General features: G+C 68.5%; 13 protein-coding genes and 1 tRNA gene. 8 read left to right on the forward strand and 6 right to left on the reverse strand.

All coding sequences use genetic code 11. The features are described 5' to 3' along the window. Positions 1-102: 102 nt before the first annotated feature. Together ACH413_RS37990 and ACH413_RS37995 are read left to right on the forward strand one after the other, a co-directional pair. The gene (locus ACH413_RS37990) at positions 103-927 is read left to right on the forward strand and encodes a DUF3105 domain-containing protein (protein WP_360044058.1); all 825 of its coding nucleotides are present in this window, start codon (positions 103-105) and stop codon (positions 925-927) included. Beyond that, on the forward strand, positions 927-1,631 hold the full coding sequence (locus ACH413_RS37995; protein ID WP_360044038.1) for a DUF305 domain-containing protein: 705 nt from the start codon (positions 927-929) through the stop codon (positions 1,629-1,631). The genes ACH413_RS37990 and ACH413_RS37995 overlap by 1 nt, the downstream gene beginning before the upstream one ends. Before the next feature lie 61 nt (positions 1,632-1,692). Here the strand turns inward: ACH413_RS37995 and ACH413_RS38000 are convergent, their stop codons facing one another. Beyond that, positions 1,693-4,554: a BTAD domain-containing putative transcriptional regulator gene (locus ACH413_RS38000; RefSeq protein WP_360044035.1), complete on the reverse strand. Its 2,862-nt coding sequence runs from the start codon at positions 4,552-4,554 to the stop codon at positions 1,693-1,695. A gap of 95 nt (positions 4,555-4,649) precedes the next feature. On the opposite strand from ACH413_RS38000, the gene ACH413_RS38005 reads away from it, so the two are divergent. Further along, complete coding sequence (locus ACH413_RS38005; RefSeq protein WP_360044032.1) at positions 4,650-5,870, forward strand: hypothetical protein; 1,221 nt, start codon at positions 4,650-4,652, stop codon at positions 5,868-5,870. Positions 5,871-5,928: 58 nt separating this feature from the next. On the opposite strand, the gene ACH413_RS38010 is transcribed toward ACH413_RS38005, so the two are convergent. Genes ACH413_RS38010 through ACH413_RS38020 form a run of 3 tightly spaced genes read right to left on the reverse strand, consistent with a single transcriptional unit; the run spans position 5,929 to position 8,907 of the window. Further along, positions 5,929-7,356 (reverse strand): glycoside hydrolase family 19 protein, encoded by a 1,428-nt coding sequence (locus tag ACH413_RS38010; protein ID WP_360044029.1) that lies wholly within the window; start codon positions 7,354-7,356, stop codon positions 5,929-5,931. A 28-nt stretch (positions 7,357-7,384) separates the two neighbouring features. Next, positions 7,385-8,728 carry a hypothetical protein gene (locus tag ACH413_RS38015; protein WP_360044026.1) on the reverse strand — a complete coding sequence of 448 codons (1,344 nt, stop codon included), beginning with the start codon at positions 8,726-8,728 and terminating at the stop codon, positions 7,385-7,387. A 2-nt stretch (positions 8,729-8,730) separates the two neighbouring features. Continuing rightward, on the reverse strand, positions 8,731-8,907 hold the full coding sequence (locus ACH413_RS38020) for a hypothetical protein (RefSeq protein ID WP_360044023.1): 177 nt from the start codon (positions 8,905-8,907) through the stop codon (positions 8,731-8,733). A 148-nt stretch (positions 8,908-9,055) separates the two neighbouring features. Between ACH413_RS38020 and ACH413_RS38025 the strand changes: the two genes are divergently transcribed. Then, a complete protein-coding gene (locus tag ACH413_RS38025) occupies positions 9,056-9,598 on the forward strand; it encodes a helix-turn-helix transcriptional regulator (RefSeq protein ID WP_360044020.1) in 543 nt (180 codons plus the stop codon). Positions 9,599-9,712: 114 nt separating this feature from the next. Then, positions 9,713-11,587, forward strand: coding sequence for an acyl-CoA dehydrogenase family protein (locus tag ACH413_RS38030; protein WP_360044017.1), 1,875 nt, complete (start codon positions 9,713-9,715; stop codon positions 11,585-11,587). A gap of 220 nt (positions 11,588-11,807) precedes the next feature. Here ACH413_RS38030 and ACH413_RS38035 read toward each other — a convergent pair whose 3' ends face one another. Then, on the reverse strand, positions 11,808-12,977 hold the full coding sequence (locus ACH413_RS38035) for an ROK family protein (RefSeq protein ID WP_360044015.1): 1,170 nt from the start codon (positions 12,975-12,977) through the stop codon (positions 11,808-11,810). A 152-nt stretch (positions 12,978-13,129) separates the two neighbouring features. Here ACH413_RS38035 and ACH413_RS38040 point away from each other — a divergent pair, with 152 nt between their 5' ends. Next, entirely contained in the window at positions 13,130-17,368 is a 4,239-nt protein-coding gene (locus ACH413_RS38040; protein ID WP_360044013.1) for a GH92 family glycosyl hydrolase, read from the forward strand. 262 nt (positions 17,369-17,630) lie between these two features. Here ACH413_RS38040 and ACH413_RS38045 read toward each other — a convergent pair whose 3' ends face one another. Beyond that, positions 17,631-18,539: a cation diffusion facilitator family transporter gene (locus tag ACH413_RS38045; protein WP_360044010.1), complete on the reverse strand. Its 909-nt coding sequence runs from the start codon at positions 18,537-18,539 to the stop codon at positions 17,631-17,633. A 165-nt stretch (positions 18,540-18,704) separates the two neighbouring features. Between ACH413_RS38045 and ACH413_RS38050 the strand changes: the two genes are divergently transcribed. Together ACH413_RS38050 and ACH413_RS38055 are read left to right on the forward strand one after the other, a co-directional pair. Continuing rightward, positions 18,705-18,779, forward strand: a tRNA-Arg gene (locus ACH413_RS38050). A gap of 221 nt (positions 18,780-19,000) precedes the next feature. After that, positions 19,001-19,777 carry a hypothetical protein gene (locus tag ACH413_RS38055; RefSeq protein ID WP_360044007.1) on the forward strand — a complete coding sequence of 259 codons (777 nt, stop codon included), beginning with the start codon at positions 19,001-19,003 and terminating at the stop codon, positions 19,775-19,777. Positions 19,778-19,882: the final 105 nt, after the last annotated feature.

Raw genomic sequence — 19,882 nt, forward strand, 5'->3', positions numbered from 1 at the left:
GGCAAGTGTTAACGCGGACGTGGTATCGCCCTGCGCTGACAGTGATCAGACACGATGTCCCTACACTGGCGCCGGTTGACCAGGACGACATCTGAGGCGGACATGACCAGCGGCAAGAAGACGAAGGCCACACGCAACAGCGTGGCCGCAGCCCGTTCCTCGGTGGTGGCGAGCAAGCCTAAGCCGTGGGGCACGATCATCGCAGTGATCGCAGTGCTGGGCCTCGCGGGCGGTGTTTTCGGATATGCGTACTCGCAGATCCACGCGAACAACGTCAAAGAGGCCGCCCTGGCCAAGTGGAAGCCCTCGGACACGAACAAGGACCCGTCGACGCAGCTCGCGGGCATCGTGGTCAAGGAGTACAAGGGCTCCCGCCACGTCGAGGCGACCCAGCGCGTCGCCTACGACCAGACTCCTGCCTTCGGCGGACCGCACGACGCCACGTGGGCCGACTGCACCGGTGTCGTCTACGACAAGGCCATCCGCACGGAGAACATCGTCCACGGCCTGGAGCACGGCGCGGTCTGGATCGCGTACAACCCGGACCAGGTCAAGGACGACGCCCTCAACAAGCTCAAGGTCAAGGTCGAGGGCATCCCGTACATGGCGCTCTCGCCGTTCCCCGGCCTCGACAAGCCGGTCTCGCTGCAGTCCTGGGGCCACCAGCTGAAGCTGGACAACGTCGAGGACGAGCGCGTCGACCAGTTCATCTCGTCGCTGCTGCGCAACCCGAACACCTACCCCGAGGTCGGCGCGTCCTGCGAGAACCCGCAGTTCCTGTCGAACCCGGCCCCGTTCGTGGCCGAGAAGCCGGGCGCCGACGCCGTGCCGATGGACGGCGGCAAGGACGAGTCCAAGACCGAGGGCCAGCCGAACGCCAGCACGCCGCCCGCGTCGGGCACCGTCTCGACGCCCCCGTCGAGCTGATGTCCGACCCCACCGACACCGACGAGACCGAGGTGTCCGACCGCCCGTCAGGGGTGGCGCGGACCCTCGTGATCGGCGCCGCGGTCCTCGCCGTGCTCCTGCTGGGCGCGGCGGTGGGCCTGCTCGTGAAACTCCCCGGCTCGTCCAGCTCCGCCGCGGCCCCGGCCTCCGGTTCCGTGGACGTCGGTTTCTGCCAGGACATGTCCATGCACCACCTGCAGGGCATCCAGATGGCGAACGTGGCCAGGGACCGCTCGACCGAACCGGACATCCGCCAGCTCGCGTTCGACATCGCCTCCACCCAGCTCGAACAGGTGGGGCGGATGAAGGGCTGGCTGATGATGTGGAACGAGCACGAGCAGAACGTCTCCGGCGTCTACATGAAGTGGATGGACGCCGCGGGAGTCCACGGTCACGGCGCCAGCACGCCGGAAGCGGGCAAGCCGCTGATGCCCGGCATGGCCACGACCGAGGAACTGACCAAGCTGCGCACCATGCCGGCCGGACGCGATTTCGACGTCTACTGGCTGCAGCTCATGCTCCGCCACCACATGGGCGGGGCGCCGATGGCCGAGTACGCCTCGACCGCCGCCGGTATGCCGTTCGTGCGGACGCTGTCCGACAACATGCTGAAGTCGCAGTCCGCCGAGACCGAGCTGATGAAGGACTACCTGGCCAAGCGCGGAGCCGCACCGCTGCCGTAACCCGGTGTCACTCGTTCGCTGTGAGAGGGCCGTCCGTTCACCGGGCGGCCCTTTCGCTTGGTCAGGCCACGCCCATCGCGCGGTAGTGCGCGGCGGCCTCGTCCGTGCGTCCCAGGCCACGCAGAGCGTGGGCGAGCTCGATCCGGTACTCGATCCGGGTGGCCAGCTCCAGCGCGTTCTCGAACGAAGCAGACGCCGGCACGCCGAGGTCGCTCTGCACCCGCCCGAGCACGTTCCACGCGCTCGCGAGGTGGTCGACCAGCACGCCCTTGCGCAGGTCGTCGACGACCTCGGTGGCCACGGCCAGCGCCCGTTCGAGGTGCCCGGCCAGCCGATGCCCCTCCGCGAGCTTGATCCGTCCCCGCACCACGTAGTCGGTGTTGCCGACCTCCCGTGCGAGCTCCAGGCCCTCGTAGAGGTGGCGCAACGCCGACTCGTGGTCGCCCTGCCTGCTCAGCGTCGCGCCGAGCCCGGACAGCACGGACGCCTCCTCGCTGCGTTCGGAGATCTCCCGGCTGCGCACCAGGGCCTTGCTCAGGTACGCCCAGGCGGCGTCGAGGTCACCCGCCGCGAGGGCGATCCGGCCCAGGTTCCCGACGCAGATGGCGACCAGCCGGTAGTCGGTGCTGTTCGACCGCAGCTCGACGGCCTGGGCGTTGCAGTCGCGGGCGGCGGCGAACTCGCCGAGCCGCTGGTGCAGCAGGCCCAGGATCGCCAGGGCGTACCCCTCGTTCACCTCGTCCCCGAGCGAGCGCGCCAGTTCGAGGTTCGCCGTCGCGTGCCGCACGCCCAGCCGATAGCGGCAGGCCATGTAGTACGACAGCGCGAGGTGCGACAGGCTCAGCGCCTCCTCGCGCGGGTCGCCCAGCCTGCGCACGGCGGCCAGGCCGGCCTCCTGCGTCACGATCAGGTCGTCGATGCGGTGCGAGATGATCATGTAGTGCCCTGTGTTGCGGGGCAGGTCGCGCACCAGCCGTTCGACGCCACGGCGTTCGGCGTGGGCGACGGCCGCCACCAGGTTCGGGTGCTCCGCCGCGAACCACGCGGAGGCCGCGGGCAGGTCGGCCACGACGGGCAGGGACGACGGCGGGTGCGCCAGTTCCGGGTCCACCTGACGGCGGCCGGGCTGCAGCACGTTCGTCGCGCGGTGCGCCACGGCCAGGTAGTAGTCGAGGACGCGGACGTCCGCGTCTTCTCTCGGACCGTCGAGCCCCAGGGCGTGTTCGCGCAACAGGTCGTGGAACCGGAACCGGTCGCGCACCTGCTGTTCGAGGAGGTGGTGGTCGAGCAGGTCCTCCAGCGCGTCCTCGGCGCGCGGGCGCGGCAGACCGGTCAGCGCGGCGGCGGCGTGCGCGTCGAAGTCCACGCCGGGGTGCAGGCCGAGCAACCGGAACACGCGGCGCAGCGCGGGTTCCAGGTGCTCGTAGGACAGCGTGAACGCGGCGGCGACGCCCCGGTCGTCCACCGCGAGCTCCGATAATCGTTGCTGCTCCACGCGAAGCCGCTCGACCAGGTCCGCGACCGTCCATCGTGGACGGTGCCGCAGCCGGGCACCGGCCACCCTGACCGCCAGCGGCAGGTAGCCGCACAGCGACACCAGCTCGGCCGCGCCCGGTCCGCGATCCTCGCCGACCACGCGCAGGAAAAGCTCTTCCGCTTCTGTCGCAGGGAGAACGTCCAGCGACAACGGCACCGCACCGTCCAAAGTGGGCAGCCGGCGACGGCTCGTCACGATCACCGCGCAGCCCGGTGAGCCGGGGACGAGCGGACGGATCTGCGCCGCGTCCGAGGCGTTGTCCAGCACGACCAGCGCGCGCCGCCCGGCCATCGCGGTGCGCCAGGTGGCCACGCGGTCGTCGAACCCGGCCGGGATCTCCGTGCCGGGCAGGCCCAGCGACCTCAGCAGCACGCCCAGCGCGGCCTCTGCGGTCACGGGCTGCCGGTCCGGGGTGTAGCCGTGCAGGTCGACGAACAACCGGCCGTCGGGGAAGCGGGACGCGAGCGCGTGCCCGGCACGAACGGCGAACGCGGTCTTGCCGACGCCCGCCATGCCGTCGACGGAGATCACGCCACCGCGTCCGGCGACGAGTTCGACCAGGCGCTCCAGCTCGAGCGCGCGACCGGTGAAGTCGGGGACGTCGAACGGCAGTGAGTCCGGGGCGCGCACCGGCTCGACCGGCGCGGCGGGAACGTCCGCGGGGGCCGGGTTCAGCCCCGGGTCCGCGCGCAGGACGCGTTCGTAGAGCGCGCGCAGGTCGTCACCGGGATCCACGCCGAGGTCGTCGGCGAGCAGGCGCCGGCACTCGTCGTAGCGGCGCAGCGCCTCGGCCTGCCGCCCGCTGCGGTGCAGCGCGAGCATCAGCAGGCCGACCAGCTTCTCCTGGTACGGGTGTTCGGCGCAGAGCACGGTCAGGTCGCCGATCACCTCGCGGTGCCTGCCCAACCGCAGCTCGTGCTCGACCCACTCCTCGACGACGCCGAGCCGTTCCTGCGTGAGCCCGTCCCGCAGCCGGTCCAGCACGAACGAGCCCGCGGCACCGTCGAACGGGGTGCCGCGCCACAACGCCAGCGCCTTGAACAGGCCGGACGCGGGATCGGCCGATCCACGGGCGTCCGCGACGAGCTTGCGGAACAGGTGGAGGTCGACCTCGGCGTCGAGCGCGTAGCCCGGTGAGCGGCGGACGATCTCCAGTCCGGCGGGCTTGAGCACCTTGCGCAGGCGCGAAACGTAACCGTGGACGACGCCGCGCCAGTCCCCCGGCGGTTCCTCGCCCCAGACGGCCTCGGCCAGCCGGTCGACGGACACGCCCTGCCCCGCGTTGAGCGCCAGCACGGCGAGCACGCACCGCTGCTGCGGCGCCCCGGCGGCGAGGCGCTCGCCGCCGTGCCAGATCTCGACCGACCCCAGGATTCCGATCTCCATGACGGTCACGACGATAGCCGTACAGGTTTCGTGCAGGGTGGGTGTTTAGCGTTCTCGCCACACCGTCCGGAGCACATCTCAACTGGGGGAACACCATGTCCCGACGACTGGGCGCCCTGCTCGCCGCAGCCGCTGTGCCGCTCGCGCTCACGGCCGTGCCCACCGCCGCGCTGGCCGCCGACAGCGGCCCCGAAGTGTGCGCCTACCACGCCGACCAGGCCGGTTTCACCGGCGACGCGCTGGTCCAGGCGATCGCCGTCGGCATGACCGAGTCGCACTGCCGCCCGGACGCCACGCACAGGAACGAGAACGGCCAGCTCGACCAGGGTCTCTTCCAGTTCGGCGTGGCCGGCGGCACGATCAACTCCTGCTACCTGACGCCGTCCTGCAACGCCCAGGAGGCGCAGAAGGCCTACAAGGCCCAGGGCGACTCGTGGCTGCCGAAGTGGAAGGCCTCCTACGGCACCACCCGCTACCAGGACTGGCTGCCTGTGGCACGGGCCGCCGCCGAGCCCTACCTGGAGCCGCGCGTCGGCCGCGTCGGCGTGCTGGCCGGGACCACGCTGCACGTGAAGGAGGGCACGCTGCAGGAGCAGTGGGTGCCCCAGCGCGGCGACGTCGTGAAGTTCGAGATCGACGGCAACCGCATCGGCGTGCTCACCACCTCGGGCGACGTGATCGTCAAGGAGGGCACGCTCTACGCGGCCTGGGTGCCGCAGCTGGGCGGTGCCCGCGACTTCCACCTGGCTGGCAACCGGATCGGTGTCCTGCGCACGGACGGCACGCTCGCCGTCAAGGAGGGCGACCTCTACGCCGGCTGGACCGAGCAGACCAACGGCGTCGTCGACTTCGACCTCACGCCGTCCCGCATCGGTGTGGTGTTCGGCAACGGCGTCGCGACGGTCAAGGACGGCGGCCTGTCGGCGGGCTGGGTCGACCAGCTCGGCGGGACCCGCGACATCGAACTGGCGGGCAACCGCATCGGCGTGCTGCGGACGAACGGCTCGCTCGTGGTGAAGGACGGCACGCTCTACGCGGGCTGGACCGAGCAGACCGGTGACGTCGTGGACTTCGACCTCACGCCCACCCGCGTCGGCGTGGTGCTCGCCGACGGCCTGCTGCGGGTCAAGGACGGCGACCTGTTCGCGGACTGGGTCGACCAGCTGCGCGACGCCGCCGAGGTGGAGCTGTCCGGCAACCGCGTCGGGGTGCGGCAGGCGCACGGGGCGTTCCAGGTCAAGGAGGGCACGCTCTGGGCGTCCTGGACGACCCAGGCGCCCTCCGTCTCGCGGGGAGATGTGACGCACCGCAGGTAGTTCCGGACGAAGGCCGAGGCCACCTCACCGCGGTGAGGTGGCCTCGTGTCGTTTCGGGTCAGTGGCGGTAGCAGGTGATCGCGCCCTCCCCGACCGGCAGCGAGCCGCCGTTGAAGTAGCGCAGCGCGGACTTGAAGTCGGCGCACCGCTCGGCGTCCTCGGCGGAGCTCGCCGCGTAGCCGACGTAGCGGGAGATCAGGCCCATGTCGTAGTGGTCGGCGGCGTTGTTCGAGTCGGAGCGGGCGACCGTCCAGTACCAGCGGGCGATCGAGGCGCTGTACTGCAGGCTGGCGGCGGCCTCCGGGTTGCCGAGCAGGTCGACGCCGAGGTGCGCGCCGGCGCCGCGGTAGTTCGCCTCGGAGGTGAGCTGCATGTAGCCGCGGCCCTTGTACGTGGCCGAGACGCCGCCCTCCACCGCGTTGTAGCGGAAGCCGCTCTCGTTGCGCAGCGTCGCGAGGAACGCCGCCTTGCGTGCCGGAGTGGTGATGCCGCCCCGGATCATCTCGGCGTTCAGCGACTCCAGGCCCTGCTGCACGGTGGCCTCGTTCGGGATCGCGCCGTAGATGGTGCGCAGGTCCTGCAGCGTGACGACCTGGCCGGGAGCGCTCGACGGCGCCGTCAGGTCGGCCTGGCTGACCGGGCTCGCCTGCTCGGTCCAGGAGGCGTAGAGCGAGCCCTCCTTCACCGCGAACGAGTTGTCGGCCCGCAGCACGCCCAGCCGGTCGCCCGCCAGTTCGATCGCCTTGGCGCCGCCCAGCTGGTTGACCCAGCCCGCGTAGAGGTTGCCCTCCTTGACGGTCGCGGTGCCGTTGCCGGACACCACGCCGATGCGGTTCGGCGTCAGCTCGAAGTCCGTGACGTCACCGGTCTGCTCGGTCCAGCTCTCGTACAGCGTGCCGTCCTTCACGGCGAGGGTGTTGTCGTTGCGGAGCACACCGATCCGGCTGCCGGCGAGCTCGATGTCCTTGGCGCCACCGAGCTGGTTCACCCAGCCCGAGTAGAGGTCGCCCTCCTTGACGCTCGCGAGGCCACCGGTGAAGACGACGCCGATGCGGTTCGGGGTGAGGTCGAAGTCCTTGACGTCACCGGTCTGCTCGGTCCAGCCCGCGTACAGGTCGCCGTCCTTCACGGCCAGCGAGTTGTCGTTGCGCAGCACGCCGATCCGGTTGCCCGCCAGGTGGAAGTCCTTGGCGCCGCCGAGCTGGGTGGTCCACGGGGCGTAGAGATCACCGTCCTTGACGAGCACCTCCCCTCCCGTGGTGAGGACGCCGACTCTGCTGCCGTCGATCTCGAACTTGGCGACGTTGCCGATCTGCGGCACCCAGGAGGTGAAGAGGTTGCCCTCCTTGACGTTCAGCGTGCCGTTGATCAGGACGCCGATCCTGGGTCCGGCCTCGGCGGCCTGGGCCGCGGTGGCGCCGGCGCCTGCCAGCAGGGTGGTGGCGATGGCCGTTCCGACGAGCGCGGCCGCGATCTTCTTGCTCATGTCCTGGTCCTTTTCTGCGAGGTGGTGGTCAGCGGTGGGTGAGGTCGGCCTGCGTGACGGGGCTCGCCTGCTCGGTCCAGGAGGAGTAGAGGGTTCCTTCCTTGACCGCGAACGTGTTGTCGTTGCGCAACACGCCAATGCGGTCACCGGACAGTTCGACGTCCTTGGCGCCACCGAGCTGGTTGACCCAGCCCGCGTACAGGTCGCCTTCCTTGACGCTCGCGATGCCGTTGCCGAAGACGACGGCGATGCGGTTGCCCGTCAGTTCGAAGTTCGCGACGTCACCGGTCTGCTCGGTCCAGGCGGCGTAGAGCGTGCCGTCCTTCACGGCCAGCGAGTTGTCGTTGCGCAGCACGCCGATGCGGCCGCCGGCCAGCTCGATGTCCTTGGCGCCGGGGAGCTGGTTGACCCAGCCCGCGTACAGGTCGCCCTCCTTGACGCTCGCGAGTCCGTCGGTGAACACGACGCCGAGGCGGTTCGGGGTGAGGTCGAAGTCCTTGACGTTGCCGGTCTGCTCGGTCCAGGAGGCGTAGAGCGTGCCGTCCTTCACCGCGAGCGTGTTGTCGTTGCGCAGCACACCGATCCGGTCACCGGCGAGGTGGAAGTCCTTGGCACCGCCCACCTGCGAGACCCACGGCGAGTAGAGGTCGCCGTCCTTGACCAGCACCTCGCCGCCGGTGGTGAGCACGCCGATCCGGTCGCCGTCGATCTCGAACTTCGCGACGTTGCCGATCTGCGGCACCCACGCGGAGAAGAGGTTGCCCTCCTTGACGTTCAGCGTGCCGTTGACGACGGCGCCGATCCGGCCGACCTGAGGTGCGGCCTGCGTCCACCACGACGTCTGCTTGTGCGCGCCCGACCAGCTGAAGCTGATGTGGATGTGGTCGCGGTGGGGGCTGTCACCGGAGTAGGGCTGCCAGCCCGCGTTCGGCCGGTAGGCCTCCCAGATCTTGTTGTCCCAGATGATGTACATGACGCCGAGGCGGCGGGCCATGGCGTGCGTGTTGCCGTGCTGGTCGGAGGCGAGCACCCAGTTCAGGAAGTCGTCGGCCTTGGCGCGGTCGGCGGCGTCGAAGTAGTTGAAGTGGTAGTCGAGGGCCCGTCCCTCGTGGTGCTCGCTGACGCTGCCGTCGCAGTTGCGGCTGATGCCCGCGGTGTGCGTGCCGTAGGTGGCGTTGAGCAGGTCGCGCACCCCGATCGGGCCGGCCTTGGCGCTGGCCTCGCACGTCGACTGGCCGTCGTACGGCGAGTACGGGTCGATCTGGGCTCCGAAGCTCGGCGTCGCCGGGGCGGCCTGGGCGGCCCCGATCGGCATGAGGGCGAGCGAGATGCTGGCGACGACGGCGGCGAGCACCGGCTTGATTCCGCGCATGACTAATCTCCCAAGATTTCCGTGGCGATCGATTCGGCTTGTTCCCTCGTCGCGGCAGACACCATCGCCACGACCTGGGAACCTTTTTCGTCGACGCGAATCCGAGGATTCAGAAGCTGTGACCGCTCGATCGCGTCCGCATTGATTTCGCACTTCAGATTTCGTTCGATCAGGAACATCGTGGGGTGAACTTTGCCGGGCGAATCCGCTGCGGGACAAGGGTTTCCGCACGTCCGGAAACGCCGTGGCCGGATCAGGACAAACGCGTGCAGGTGCCGTGCAGGTCGTCTGCAGGTTTTGTCCCGGGCGGCTTTATAGCCTTTCCACATGGACAACGTGCAGGAAGTGCTGATGCGAGCACAGGCCCGGATCGACCTGTGCATGTCGGGTGACGCGGACGAACTGGTGGACGTCCGATTGCTGCCCCGCGGGACGCCGGTGCGCGTCCTGTACCCGGACGACGTGGACCGCACCTCGGTGCCCGCCTTCCTGCGGGGGCACGACCAGGTGCGCACCTACGCGGGGCTGCCGTCCGGACTGGTGTTGTGCGACGCGGCCGTCGCGGTGGTGCCGGGCGCGTCTCCGGTGACCATCACGTCGCCGGAGACGGTCGCGTTGCTGGCCGCGTGGTTCGACCACCTGTGGGCGAGCGCGATGGCCGCCGACGTTCCGGCGCAGAACGGGCTGACAGAACAAGAACGGACCGTGCTGCGCCTGCTTGCCGCCGGCTCCACGGACGACGCGGCGGCGGCACGGCTGGGCACCTCTGCACGGTCGGTGCGGCGGGTCATGGCCGGCGTGATGGGACGACTGGGGGCGCGAAGCAGGTTCCAGGCGGGTCAGCTCGCCGCTCGGCGCGGCTGGCTGTAGTGCGCGAGGCCGCCCCGGAAAGGGCAGCCTTCCGTTACCTGGTTTCACCCCGCGAGCAGGTGGACATCCGCATACCCCCGAGTAACGTGGGTCACACCTACTGGGAGGTAACCCATGACCGTCGACGAGCGCGCGGCCAGGCAGGTCGCCGAACAAGCACGGGAAACCCGCTGGCAGCGACCGAGTTTCGGCAAGGAGCTCTTCCTCGGTCACTTCCGCATCGACCTCATCCACCCGCATCCGAGCGGCACCGCCGAGGACCGCGCCCGCGGCGAGGCGTTCCTCGAGAAGCTCCGGAAGTTCACCGAGTCCCACATCGACAACACCGTCATCGAACGCGACGCCCAGATCCCCGACGACGTCCTGAAGGGCCTCAAGGACCTCGGCGCGTTCGGCATGAAGATCAAGCCCGAGTACGGCGGCATCGGGCTGACCCAGGTCTACTACAACAAGGCCCTGATGCTCGTCGGCTCCGCCAGCCCCGCGATCGGCGCCATGTTGTCGGCGCACCAGTCCATCGGCGTCCCACAGCCCGTCGCGATGTTCGGCAGCCCCGAGCAGAAGCAGGAGTTCCTGCCCCGGTGCGCCAAGGGCGAGATCACCGCGTTCCTGCTCACCGAACCCGACGTCGGCTCGGACCCGGCCCGGCTCGGCACCATCGCGAAACCCGACGGCGACGACTACATCCTTGACGGCGTGAAGCTCTGGACCACCAACGGTGTCGTGGCTGATCTGCTGGTCGTGATGGCCCAGGTGCCGGACAAGGGCATCACGGCGTTCGTCGTCGAGGCCGACGCCGAGGGCATCACCGTCGAGAACCGCAACGCGTTCATGGGCCTGCGCGGCCTGGAGAACGGCGTGACGAGGTTCCACCACGTCCGGGTGCCCAAGAAGAACGTCATCGGCAAGGAAGGCGCCGGTCTCAAGATCGCGCTCGCCACCCTGAACACCGGCCGGCTGAGCCTTCCCGCCCTCTGCGCCGGGTCCGCGAAGTGGTGCCTCAAGATCGCCCGCGAGTGGTCGGGTTCGCGCATCCAGTGGGGTCTGCCGGTCGGCAAGCACGAGGCCGTCGCGGGCAAGATCGCCTACATCGCCGCGACCGCGTACGCGCTGGAAGCCGTGCTGGACCTCAGTTCCGAGCTCGCGGACGCGGGCAAGCACGACATCCGCATCGAGGCCGCCCTCGCGAAGCTCTACGCGTCCGAGAAGGCCTGGCTGGTGGCGGACGAACTGGTCCAGATCCGCGGCGGCCGCGGCTACGAGACGGCGGAGAGCCAGGCGGCGCGCGGAGAACGCGGCATCGCGGCCGAGCAGGTCCTGCGGGACCTCCGGATCAACCGCATCTTCGAGGGCTCGACCGAGATCATGCACCTGCTGATCGCGCGCGAGGCCGTGGACGCGCACCTGTCCGTGGCCGGCGACATCATCGACCCGGACGCCGACCGCAACGCGAAAATAAAGGCGGCGGCGAAAGCAGGCGGGTTCTACGCCAAATGGCTGCCCACGCTCGTCGTCGGCAAGGGCCAGACCCCGGCCGGCTACACGGAGTTCGGGCCGCTGGCCAAGCACCTGCGGTTCGTCGAACGGTCGGCGCGCAAGCTGGCGAGGCAGACGTTCTACGCGATGTCGCGGTGGCAGGGGAAGATGGAGCGCAAGCAGCGGTTCCTGAGCCGGATCGTGGACATCGGGGCCGAACTGTTCGCGATCAGCGCCGCGTGCGTGCGGGCGGCGCAGGACTCGAACCCCCACGCGCAGGCGCTCGCGGACGCGTTCGCCAAGCAGGCGCGGGTCCGGGTCGACGAGCTGTTCGAGAAGCTCTGGAAGAACACCGACGACAGCGACGTGGTGCTGGCCAGGCAGGTCCTCGACGGCGACTACACGTGGCTGGAGGACGGCGTGCTCGACGCGTCCATCCCGGGGGCGTGGATCGCGGACTCCACCCACCACGAGTCGACGACGGAGAACGTCCACCGCCCGACGCCCCGGTAGTCCCGTTGCTGCACTGGGCAGGCTGATGGTGGTGCGGGCGCGGCACCTGCCCAGTGCACGGCCGGTAGGGGGCTACGTCCCCCGCATCCCCCTACCGACTCCCCTTGCAACGGAAGGACACAACCCTCCAGGTGGAGGTGCCGGTAACGCTAAGCCACATATCGCCGTTAACAGTTACGACAATTGAGTGAATCACCAGGTGAGAGCTACTCAACTACTCTCAGAGAGTAACTTCGAAGACCAATTCACGTGCGGCCTCAAGGCCCATCGCGATTGCTCCGGAGAGCACCGCGCCGTCGCCCAGCGAGCCCGCCACGATCGGGGGCGCGAGCGGGGTCATCGTGCGCAGCGTCGCCTCCAGCGGCGCGAGCAGCAGGTCGACGTTCGACCCGACGCCACCGCCCAGCACGACCAGTTCCGGATCGATCACCGCGGCCACGGCGGCGACGAGGAACGCGAGCCGTTCCGCTTCCAGCCGCACGATTTCCAACGCCTGATCGTCGCCTTTGCGTGCGAGACCGAAGACCTCACGGGCCGAGCGCGCCGTCAGCCCGCGTTCCCGTGCCAGCTCCACAACGGATCCCGCCGACGCCGCGTCCTCGAACTGTCCACGACGGACGTCCGAAGCGGACTGCCCGTACGGCAGGAAACCGACCTCGCCGGCCGCCCCGTGCGCGCCGCGGAACAGCACGCCGTTCACGACGATGCCCATGCCGACGCCGGTGCCGACCGTCGCGCACACGAACACGCGTGCGTCCTTGGCCGCCCCGTAGACGTGCTCCCCCAACGCGGCCAGGTTCGCGTCGTTCTCCACGACCATCACGGGCCCGAGCGCCGATTCCAGCCCGTCCAGCACACCGAGCGACTCCCAGCCGGGCAGCTGCGGCGCGTGCCGCACGACCCGCGAGCGCTGGTCGATCACGCCGGGGCTGCCGATCACCTTCACCACGACGTCCGTGAGAGCGATCCCAGCGTCCGCCACCGTGCGTGCGGCCAGGTCGGTCACGGTGCGCACCAGGGCGGCAGCCGATCGGCTGCGGTTGCGCACGTCCACGCGGGCCACCACGGACCCGCCCAGATCGGCCAGCGCCGCCCGGATCCGTTCGCGGCCGATGTCGACGCCCAGCACGTACCCGGCGGAGGGATTCGGCTCGTAGACCACCGCGGAACGTCCAGGACCGGTGGTGGTGCGGCCCGTCGGGCGCACCAGGCCGTGGCGTTCGAGATCGACCAGCGCCTGCCCGACGGTGGGTTTGGACAGTCCGGTGTCCTTGGCGATCCGGGGCCGCGTGGCCGCACCCAGACGGCGCAACCGATCGAGCACAGCGCGTTGGTTGAGCACGCGCATGCCCGCTGGTGTACCCACCTCTGGCGGCTTGCGGTCGCTCACCGGCCGATTCTAGATCTTGATCGACTGCCCGTGCGCGCAACTGTTGAGAAGACAGGTTGCGCGACAATTCCCGTCTTGTCCCTTGACAACGATGTCACGTGCCGAAACGCTCCCACCCAAAAGGGGCAGGGCTAGGCGGCGGAAGGGTTGCAATGAGGCAACTGGGGAAGAGACGAACCAGAACTCTGTTGAGCGTTGCGATCACTGCGACACTGGTGTGTGGCGTCACCAACGGCTACGCGGCCGCCGCACCAGAGGAGCCAGGAGTGGGTTTTTCGTCGTCCTTTGAGGACGGTCAACCACAACCGTCGTGGTCGAACACCGTCGAGACCGACGCGGCGGGCAAGCCGAAGTCGGCGGGTGTGATCGGTTCGGACGGTACGAGCGGCATTCCCGGCAACGTGGCCGACCTGGCGACGGTGCAGGCCAACGGTGAGAACGTCGGGTCGAACGAGGTCGCGGCCAACCTCAACGACCTCAACATCAACTCCAAGTGGCTGGTCTTCGCCACCACGGGCTGGGCGACGTTCGACTTCACCGGCAAGGGCCCCCAGACGATCAAGAAGTACGCGCTCTCCTCGGCCAACGACGCCCCGGAGCGCGACCCGAAGAACTGGACGCTGCAGGGCTCGAACAACGGCACCGACTGGACCGTGGTCGACACCCGCACCGGTGAGACGTTCGCCGAGCGCTTCCAGACCAAGACCTACGACATCGCCTCGCCGGCGGCGTTCACCTGGTACAAGCTCGACATCACGCTGAACGCCGGCCCCACGGACATCGTGCAGCTCGCCGAGGTCCAGCTCTCCGACGGCTCCACGACCCCGGTCGCGCCGAACATGCGCAGCGTTGTCGGCGCCGGCCCCACGGGCGGTTACACGTCCAAGTCGCGTGCGGGCTGGACGGGCATCAAGGCGTTCCGCGCCCAGGGCAAGCACACGACCGAGGGCCGGGCGTACAGCTACAACAAGGTCTTCGACGTCAACGTGCCGGTCAACGCCAAGACCGAGCTGTCGTACATGATCTTCCCGGACTTCGTGAACGACAACCTGAACTACCCGAGCACGTACTCGACGGTGGACCTGGCGTTCTCCGACGGCACGTACCTGAGCGACCTCAAGGCGGTCGACCAGCACGGCGCGACGCTGTCGCCGCAGGGTCAGGGCGCGGGCAAGTTCCTGTACGCCAACCAGTGGAACAAGGTGGCGTCCACGATCGGCGCCGTCGCGGCCGGCAAGACGATCAAGCGGATCCTGGTCGCCTACGACGGTCCGAAGGGCCCGACGGAGTTCGGTGCCTGGTTCGACGACATCCGCATCGGCGACGTCGTCACCAAGCAGTACGCGAAGCCTTCCGACTACGTGCTGACCACGCGTGGCACGAACTCGAACGGCTCGTTCTCGCGGGGCAACAACTTCCCGGCGACCGCGGTGCCGCACGGCTTCAACTTCTGGACCCCGATGACCAACGCGGGTTCGCAGAGCTGGCTGTACGAGTACGCGCAGCGCAACAACGCGCAGAACCTGCCGACGCTGCAGGCGTTCACGACGTCCCACGAGCCCAGCCCGTGGATGGGTGACCGCCAGACGTTCCAGGTCATGCCTTCGGACAAGGCGCCGACCCAGGACCGCGCGCTGCGTTCGCTGCCGTTCAAGCACGAGAACGAGATCGCCAAGGCGCACTACTACGGCGTGACGTTCGAGAACGGCATGAAGACCGAGATCGCGCCGACCGACCACGCGGCGGTCTTCCGGTTCACGTTCGCCGACGCGGGCCAGAAGAACCTCGTGTTCGACAACGTGAACAACCTCGGTGGTGTCACCCTCGACGCCGCTTCCGGTGTCGTCACGGGCTACTCGGACGTCAAGAGCGGCCTCTCCACCGGCGCGACCCGCCTGTTCGTCTACGGCAAGGTCGACAAGGCGGTCACGGCGAGCGGCCGGCTGACCGGCGCGGGCCGCGACAACGTGGGCGGCTACTTCTCGTTCGGCGACAAGACCGTCGAGCTGCGGATCGCCACCTCGCTGATCTCCGTCGACCAGGCGAAGTCCAACCTGGAGCAGGAGGTCTCGGCGTCCGACACGTTCGACGCCGTGCGCGACCGCGCGCAGGCCGCGTGGGACAAGATCCTCGGCATCATCTCGGTCGAGGGCGCGTCCGAAGAGCAGCTGATCACGCTGTACTCCAACATGTACCGCCTCTACCTCTACCCGAACTCGGGCTTCGAGAACGTCGGCGGCAAGACGAAGTACGCGTCCCCGGTGGCGCCGGCGACCGGTCCGAGCACGCCCACGCAGACGGGCGCGAAGATCGTCGACGGCAAGGTCTACGTCAACAACGGGTTCTGGGACACCTACCGCACGACCTGGCCCGCCTACTCGTTGTTCACCCCGTCGCAGGCGGGTGAGATGGCCGAGGGCTTCGTCCAGCAGTACAAGGACGGTGGCTGGATCTCGCGCTGGTCCTCCCCCGGTTACGCGGACCTGATGACCGGCACGAGCTCCGACGTGGCGTTCGCCGACGCGTACCTCAAGGGCGTGTCGAACTTCGACATCAAGGCCGCCTACGACGCCGCGATCAAGAACGCGTCCGTCGTGCCGCCGAGCAACAACGTCGGCCGCAAGGGCATGGACCGCTCGATCTTCCTCGGCTACACCGGCAACGACCAGCTGGACGAGGCGTGGTCGTGGGCGATCGAGGGCTACGTCAACGACTTCGGCATCGCGTCGATGGCGAAGGCGCTGCACGAGAAGACGGGCGAGAAGCGGTACGCCGAGGAGTACGAGTACTTCCTCAACCGCGCCCAGAACTACGTGCTGACGTTCGACAAGCGGATCGAGTTCTTCCAGAACCGCAACGTCGACGGCTCGTGGCGCGTCGAGGACCCTGCCAAGTACAACCCGCAGGACTGGCGCTACGACTACACCGAGACGAACGGCTGGAACATGGCGTTCACGGTGCCGCACGACGGGCAGGGTCTCGCGAACCTGTACGGCGGGCGGGACAAGCTGGCGCAGAAGCTCGACTCGTTCTTCACCCTGCCGGAGACCGCGAAGTTCCCCGGCGGCTACGGCGGCGTGATCCACGAGATGATCGAGGCGCGGGACGTGCGGATGGGCCAGTACGGCCACTCCAACCAGCCGTCGCACCACATCGCCTACATGTACAACTACGCGGGCAAGCCCTCCGGCACCCAGGAGAAGGTGCGCGAGATCCTGTCGCGCCTGTACGTGGGCTCGCAGCAGGGCCAGGGCTACGCGGGTGACGAGGACAACGGCGAGATGTCGGCCTGGTACCTCTTCTCGTCGCTGGGCTTCTACCCGTTGCAGATGGGCAAGCCGGCCTACGCGATCGGTTCGCCGCTGTTCACCAAGGCGACCGTGAAGCTGGAGAACGGCAAGAAGCTCGTCATCAACGCGCCGAAGAACAACGCGAAGAACGTCTACGTGCAGGGCGTGAAGGTCAACGGCAAGGCGTGGAACAAGACGTCGCTGCCGCACGACGTGCTCGCGGCCGGTGCCACGATCGACTTCGACATGGGCCCCAACCCGTCGAAGTGGGGCACGGGCGTCAACGACGTGCCGGACTCGATCACCACCGGTGACGCGGTCCCGACGCCGTTGCGCGACGTGGCTGCCGGTGTGTCCACCGCTGCTCTGGTGGACAACAACTCCTCGACCTCCGCGGTGGTTCGCTCGTTCGACTTCAAGGCCGCGGACGTGAAGGAGAAGGCGGAGTTCTACACGCTGACCAACGCCAAGACGGGCACGTCGCCCTCCGCCTGGGAGCTGAAGGGCTCCTACGACGGCAAGACGTGGTCGACGGTCGACAAGCGTTCCGGTGAGAACTTCCAGTGGCAGCAGTACACGCGCTCGTTCAAGATCGCGTCGCCTGGCCGGTACAACTTCTACCGGCTGGAGTTCTCCGGCGACGTGGCCCTGGCCGAGTTCGAGCTGATGTCGAAGCCGCTGCCGGCGGCCACCACCACGGTGACCGGCACCGTCAACGGTCCGCTGCAGGTCAAGGGCGTGACCTATGTGGACGGTGCCACCGTGAACGGCCCGGTGACCGTCGCGAGCGGTGCCACGCTCTACGTCTTCGGCGGAGAGATCAAGGGCCCGCTGTCGGCGGCGAACGCGGCCTCCGTGGTGCTCGTGGGCACTCGCGTGGGCGGTCCGGTGTCGGTGCACGGTTCCACGACCGAAGTCGCGGTCGAGAACTCGACGGTTGGTGGCCCTGTGTCACTGACGTCGAACAAGACCAGGTCAGTGGTGGCGGCGACCTCGGTCGGCGGCCCGTTGTCCTGCACCGGCAACACCCCCGACCCGTCGAACAACGGCTTCGCGAACGACGTGAAGGGGCCGAAGGCAGGACAGTGCGCTGGGCTGTAACGCGTAACTGACCGACGTTGTACTGAGGAAGGCCGCGTTCCGTCACGGAACGCGGCCTTTCCCGTTCACCTGAAAGGATCTATCCCTTTAAGACATACTTCGATGAGATCTTGACGGTTCGTCCGCAGTGACTGGGGAGGCTCTTGTGGTGCCGTTCGAACGAGGCCGAGTGTGGGTCGCGGTGCCACAACCACGCACGCCTGTCGTTCCGTCACGAACCGGCGCGCAGTCCACTAAGGACGGAATCCGCGACCTGCCGGGCTCACCACGAAAGCTCCCGGCACCGCTGCGCTGACGTGCCACCCTCGACCTGCAACGTCGCGTGCTCGATGTGGTACCTGGTCGCCAGCAACGACTGAGCGGCCTTCAGCACGTTCTCGTGGTCGGCGTTCTCCGCGGTCGTGAGGTGAGCGGAAGCCACCTCCATACCGCTGGTGAGCGTCCACACGTGCAGGTCGTGCGCCTCCGTGACCCCGGGCAGCTGGGTGAGCGCCTTCTGCATCTCAGTGACGTCCAACCGCTCCGGCGCGTGCTGGAACAGGATGTGCAGCGCGTTCTTGGCGAGGCTGTACGTCCGCGGCAACACCCACACGCCGATCAGCACACCCATGATCGGGTCCGCGTACGTCCAGCCGGTCGTGATCGTCACCAGCGCCGAGATCAGCACACCCACCGACCCGATCAGGTCAGCGAGCACCTCGAGATACGCACCCTTGACGTTGATGCTCTCCTTCGCGCCCTCCTTGAGGACGCTGAAGCTGACGAGGTTCGCCGCGAGCCCGAGCGTCGCCGCGATGAGGACAGGCCACCCCGGCACGCTGGGCGGGTCCTGGAACCGCCCGACCGCCTCGTAGATCACATAGCCCGCCACCCCGAACAACAGCACGGCGTTGGCCAGCGCGGCCAGCACCTCGGCCCGGTAGAACCCGAACGTGCGGTTCTTCCCGGCCTTGGCCCGAGCGGCCACCATGATCGCGGCCAGCGCCATCCCGACCCCGAGCACGTCGGTGAGCATGTGCGCGGCATCGGAGATCAGGGCGAGCGAGGACGTCGCGAACCCCACGACGAACTCCACCACCATGAAGACCGCGCCGATGCCGAACGCGATCCACAGCTTGCCGGCGTGCTGCCCGCTAGCCGACGCCGATCCGTGTCCGTGGCCATGACCCATGCTTCGGAACATATAGCGATATGCGCATGAGTGCAATCCGGCCTATTCCCACTCCCACACAGTGGTGACGAAGGCCACGCTCCACCGCCGCTGGGGGTGGGTGTGAAACACAGTCGCGCGAATGCGCTAGGATCTTCCACGTTGGTAGCTACGGGCGCTCTTCGAGCCCCCGTAGCTCAGGGGATAGAGCACCGCCCTCCGGAGGCGGGAGCGCAGGTTCGAATCCTGCCGGGGGCACCATCCAGATCTGCGCCTCGTAGCTACCGACAGAACAGCGTTCAGGAAGGGCCGTCACCATCTCGGTGGCGGCCCTTCCTGCTGTTTCGACCGTGCCCACGGTCAGCTCGGTGACGCCTTCCTGGGCCGGCAGCAGCTGGCAGGATGCGGTGCAGGGGAGTCGTGCTCGTCGGACGCGCGTTCCCTTTCCGGACCGAGGATTGGACGTAATGGGACGCTCGTCGGTGTTCACCTTTCAGTACATCGCCATCGACACGGAGGCTGGTGTCACGCCGGAGGAGTTCGAGGCCTTCGTGCGTGGTGAAGGCGTTCACCTGCCCTTGTACCCGGGGTGGCGGTGGACTCTGCTGCGCGGGTTGCGTGGGGAGCGGGCCGGGCAGTACCTGATGTTGTACGAGATCGAGAGCGCCGAGCAGCGCGACCGCTACGTCACGGCCAGGGGTGAGCAGACCGAGTTGGCTCGGCTGTTCTGGGAGGGGCATCCCGAGGCGGAGGCCGTGCTGGCGCGATGGCGGCGGCTGGGCACGTTCGGTGAGCTGCCCACGTTGTTCACCGACTACCGGCTGCTGGCCGACAACCCGCGGAGCACGGTCACGCCCGGCCCCCGCTACCGCGACCGCCCTGGGGAGGAGCCCGTCGCCAGGGTCGTCGGGATCCACAACCTGGCGTTGCGCGCCGGTGTGACCGAGGAGATGTTCGACCGCTTCATCGCCGAGAACCACCACCGGATCGACGACTACCCGGACTGGCGGTTCCACGTGCTCAAGGGCGAGCGGGGCAACCGCCTCGACCAGTACGTGATGATGATGGAGATCGCGAGCCTGGACGCTCTGGACGTCTTCTACCCCGAGCCCGACATCGCCACCGGCGAGGCCGCGGAGTTCGCGGCCGCCCACCGCGACACCAAGCAGATGTACGAGGAGTGGAAGCAGCTCGCCTCGTTCTCGGGCTCGCCGCAGATCTACACGGACTACCTCGCCGTCGCGGAGAACCCGGCGTAGCCCCGCACGACCGGGGCCCGTGGCACGCCCTTGTCCACCGCTTGTCCCAGAGCTGGAGGGCACTGCTGTTCGCACTGGCCGTAGTCACGGTGCTCGGACGAAAGG

Origin of the sequence: Lentzea sp. NPDC020367 (assembly GCF_044387305.1) — a bacterium.
Lineage (GTDB): Bacteria > Actinomycetota > Actinomycetes > Mycobacteriales > Pseudonocardiaceae > Lentzea.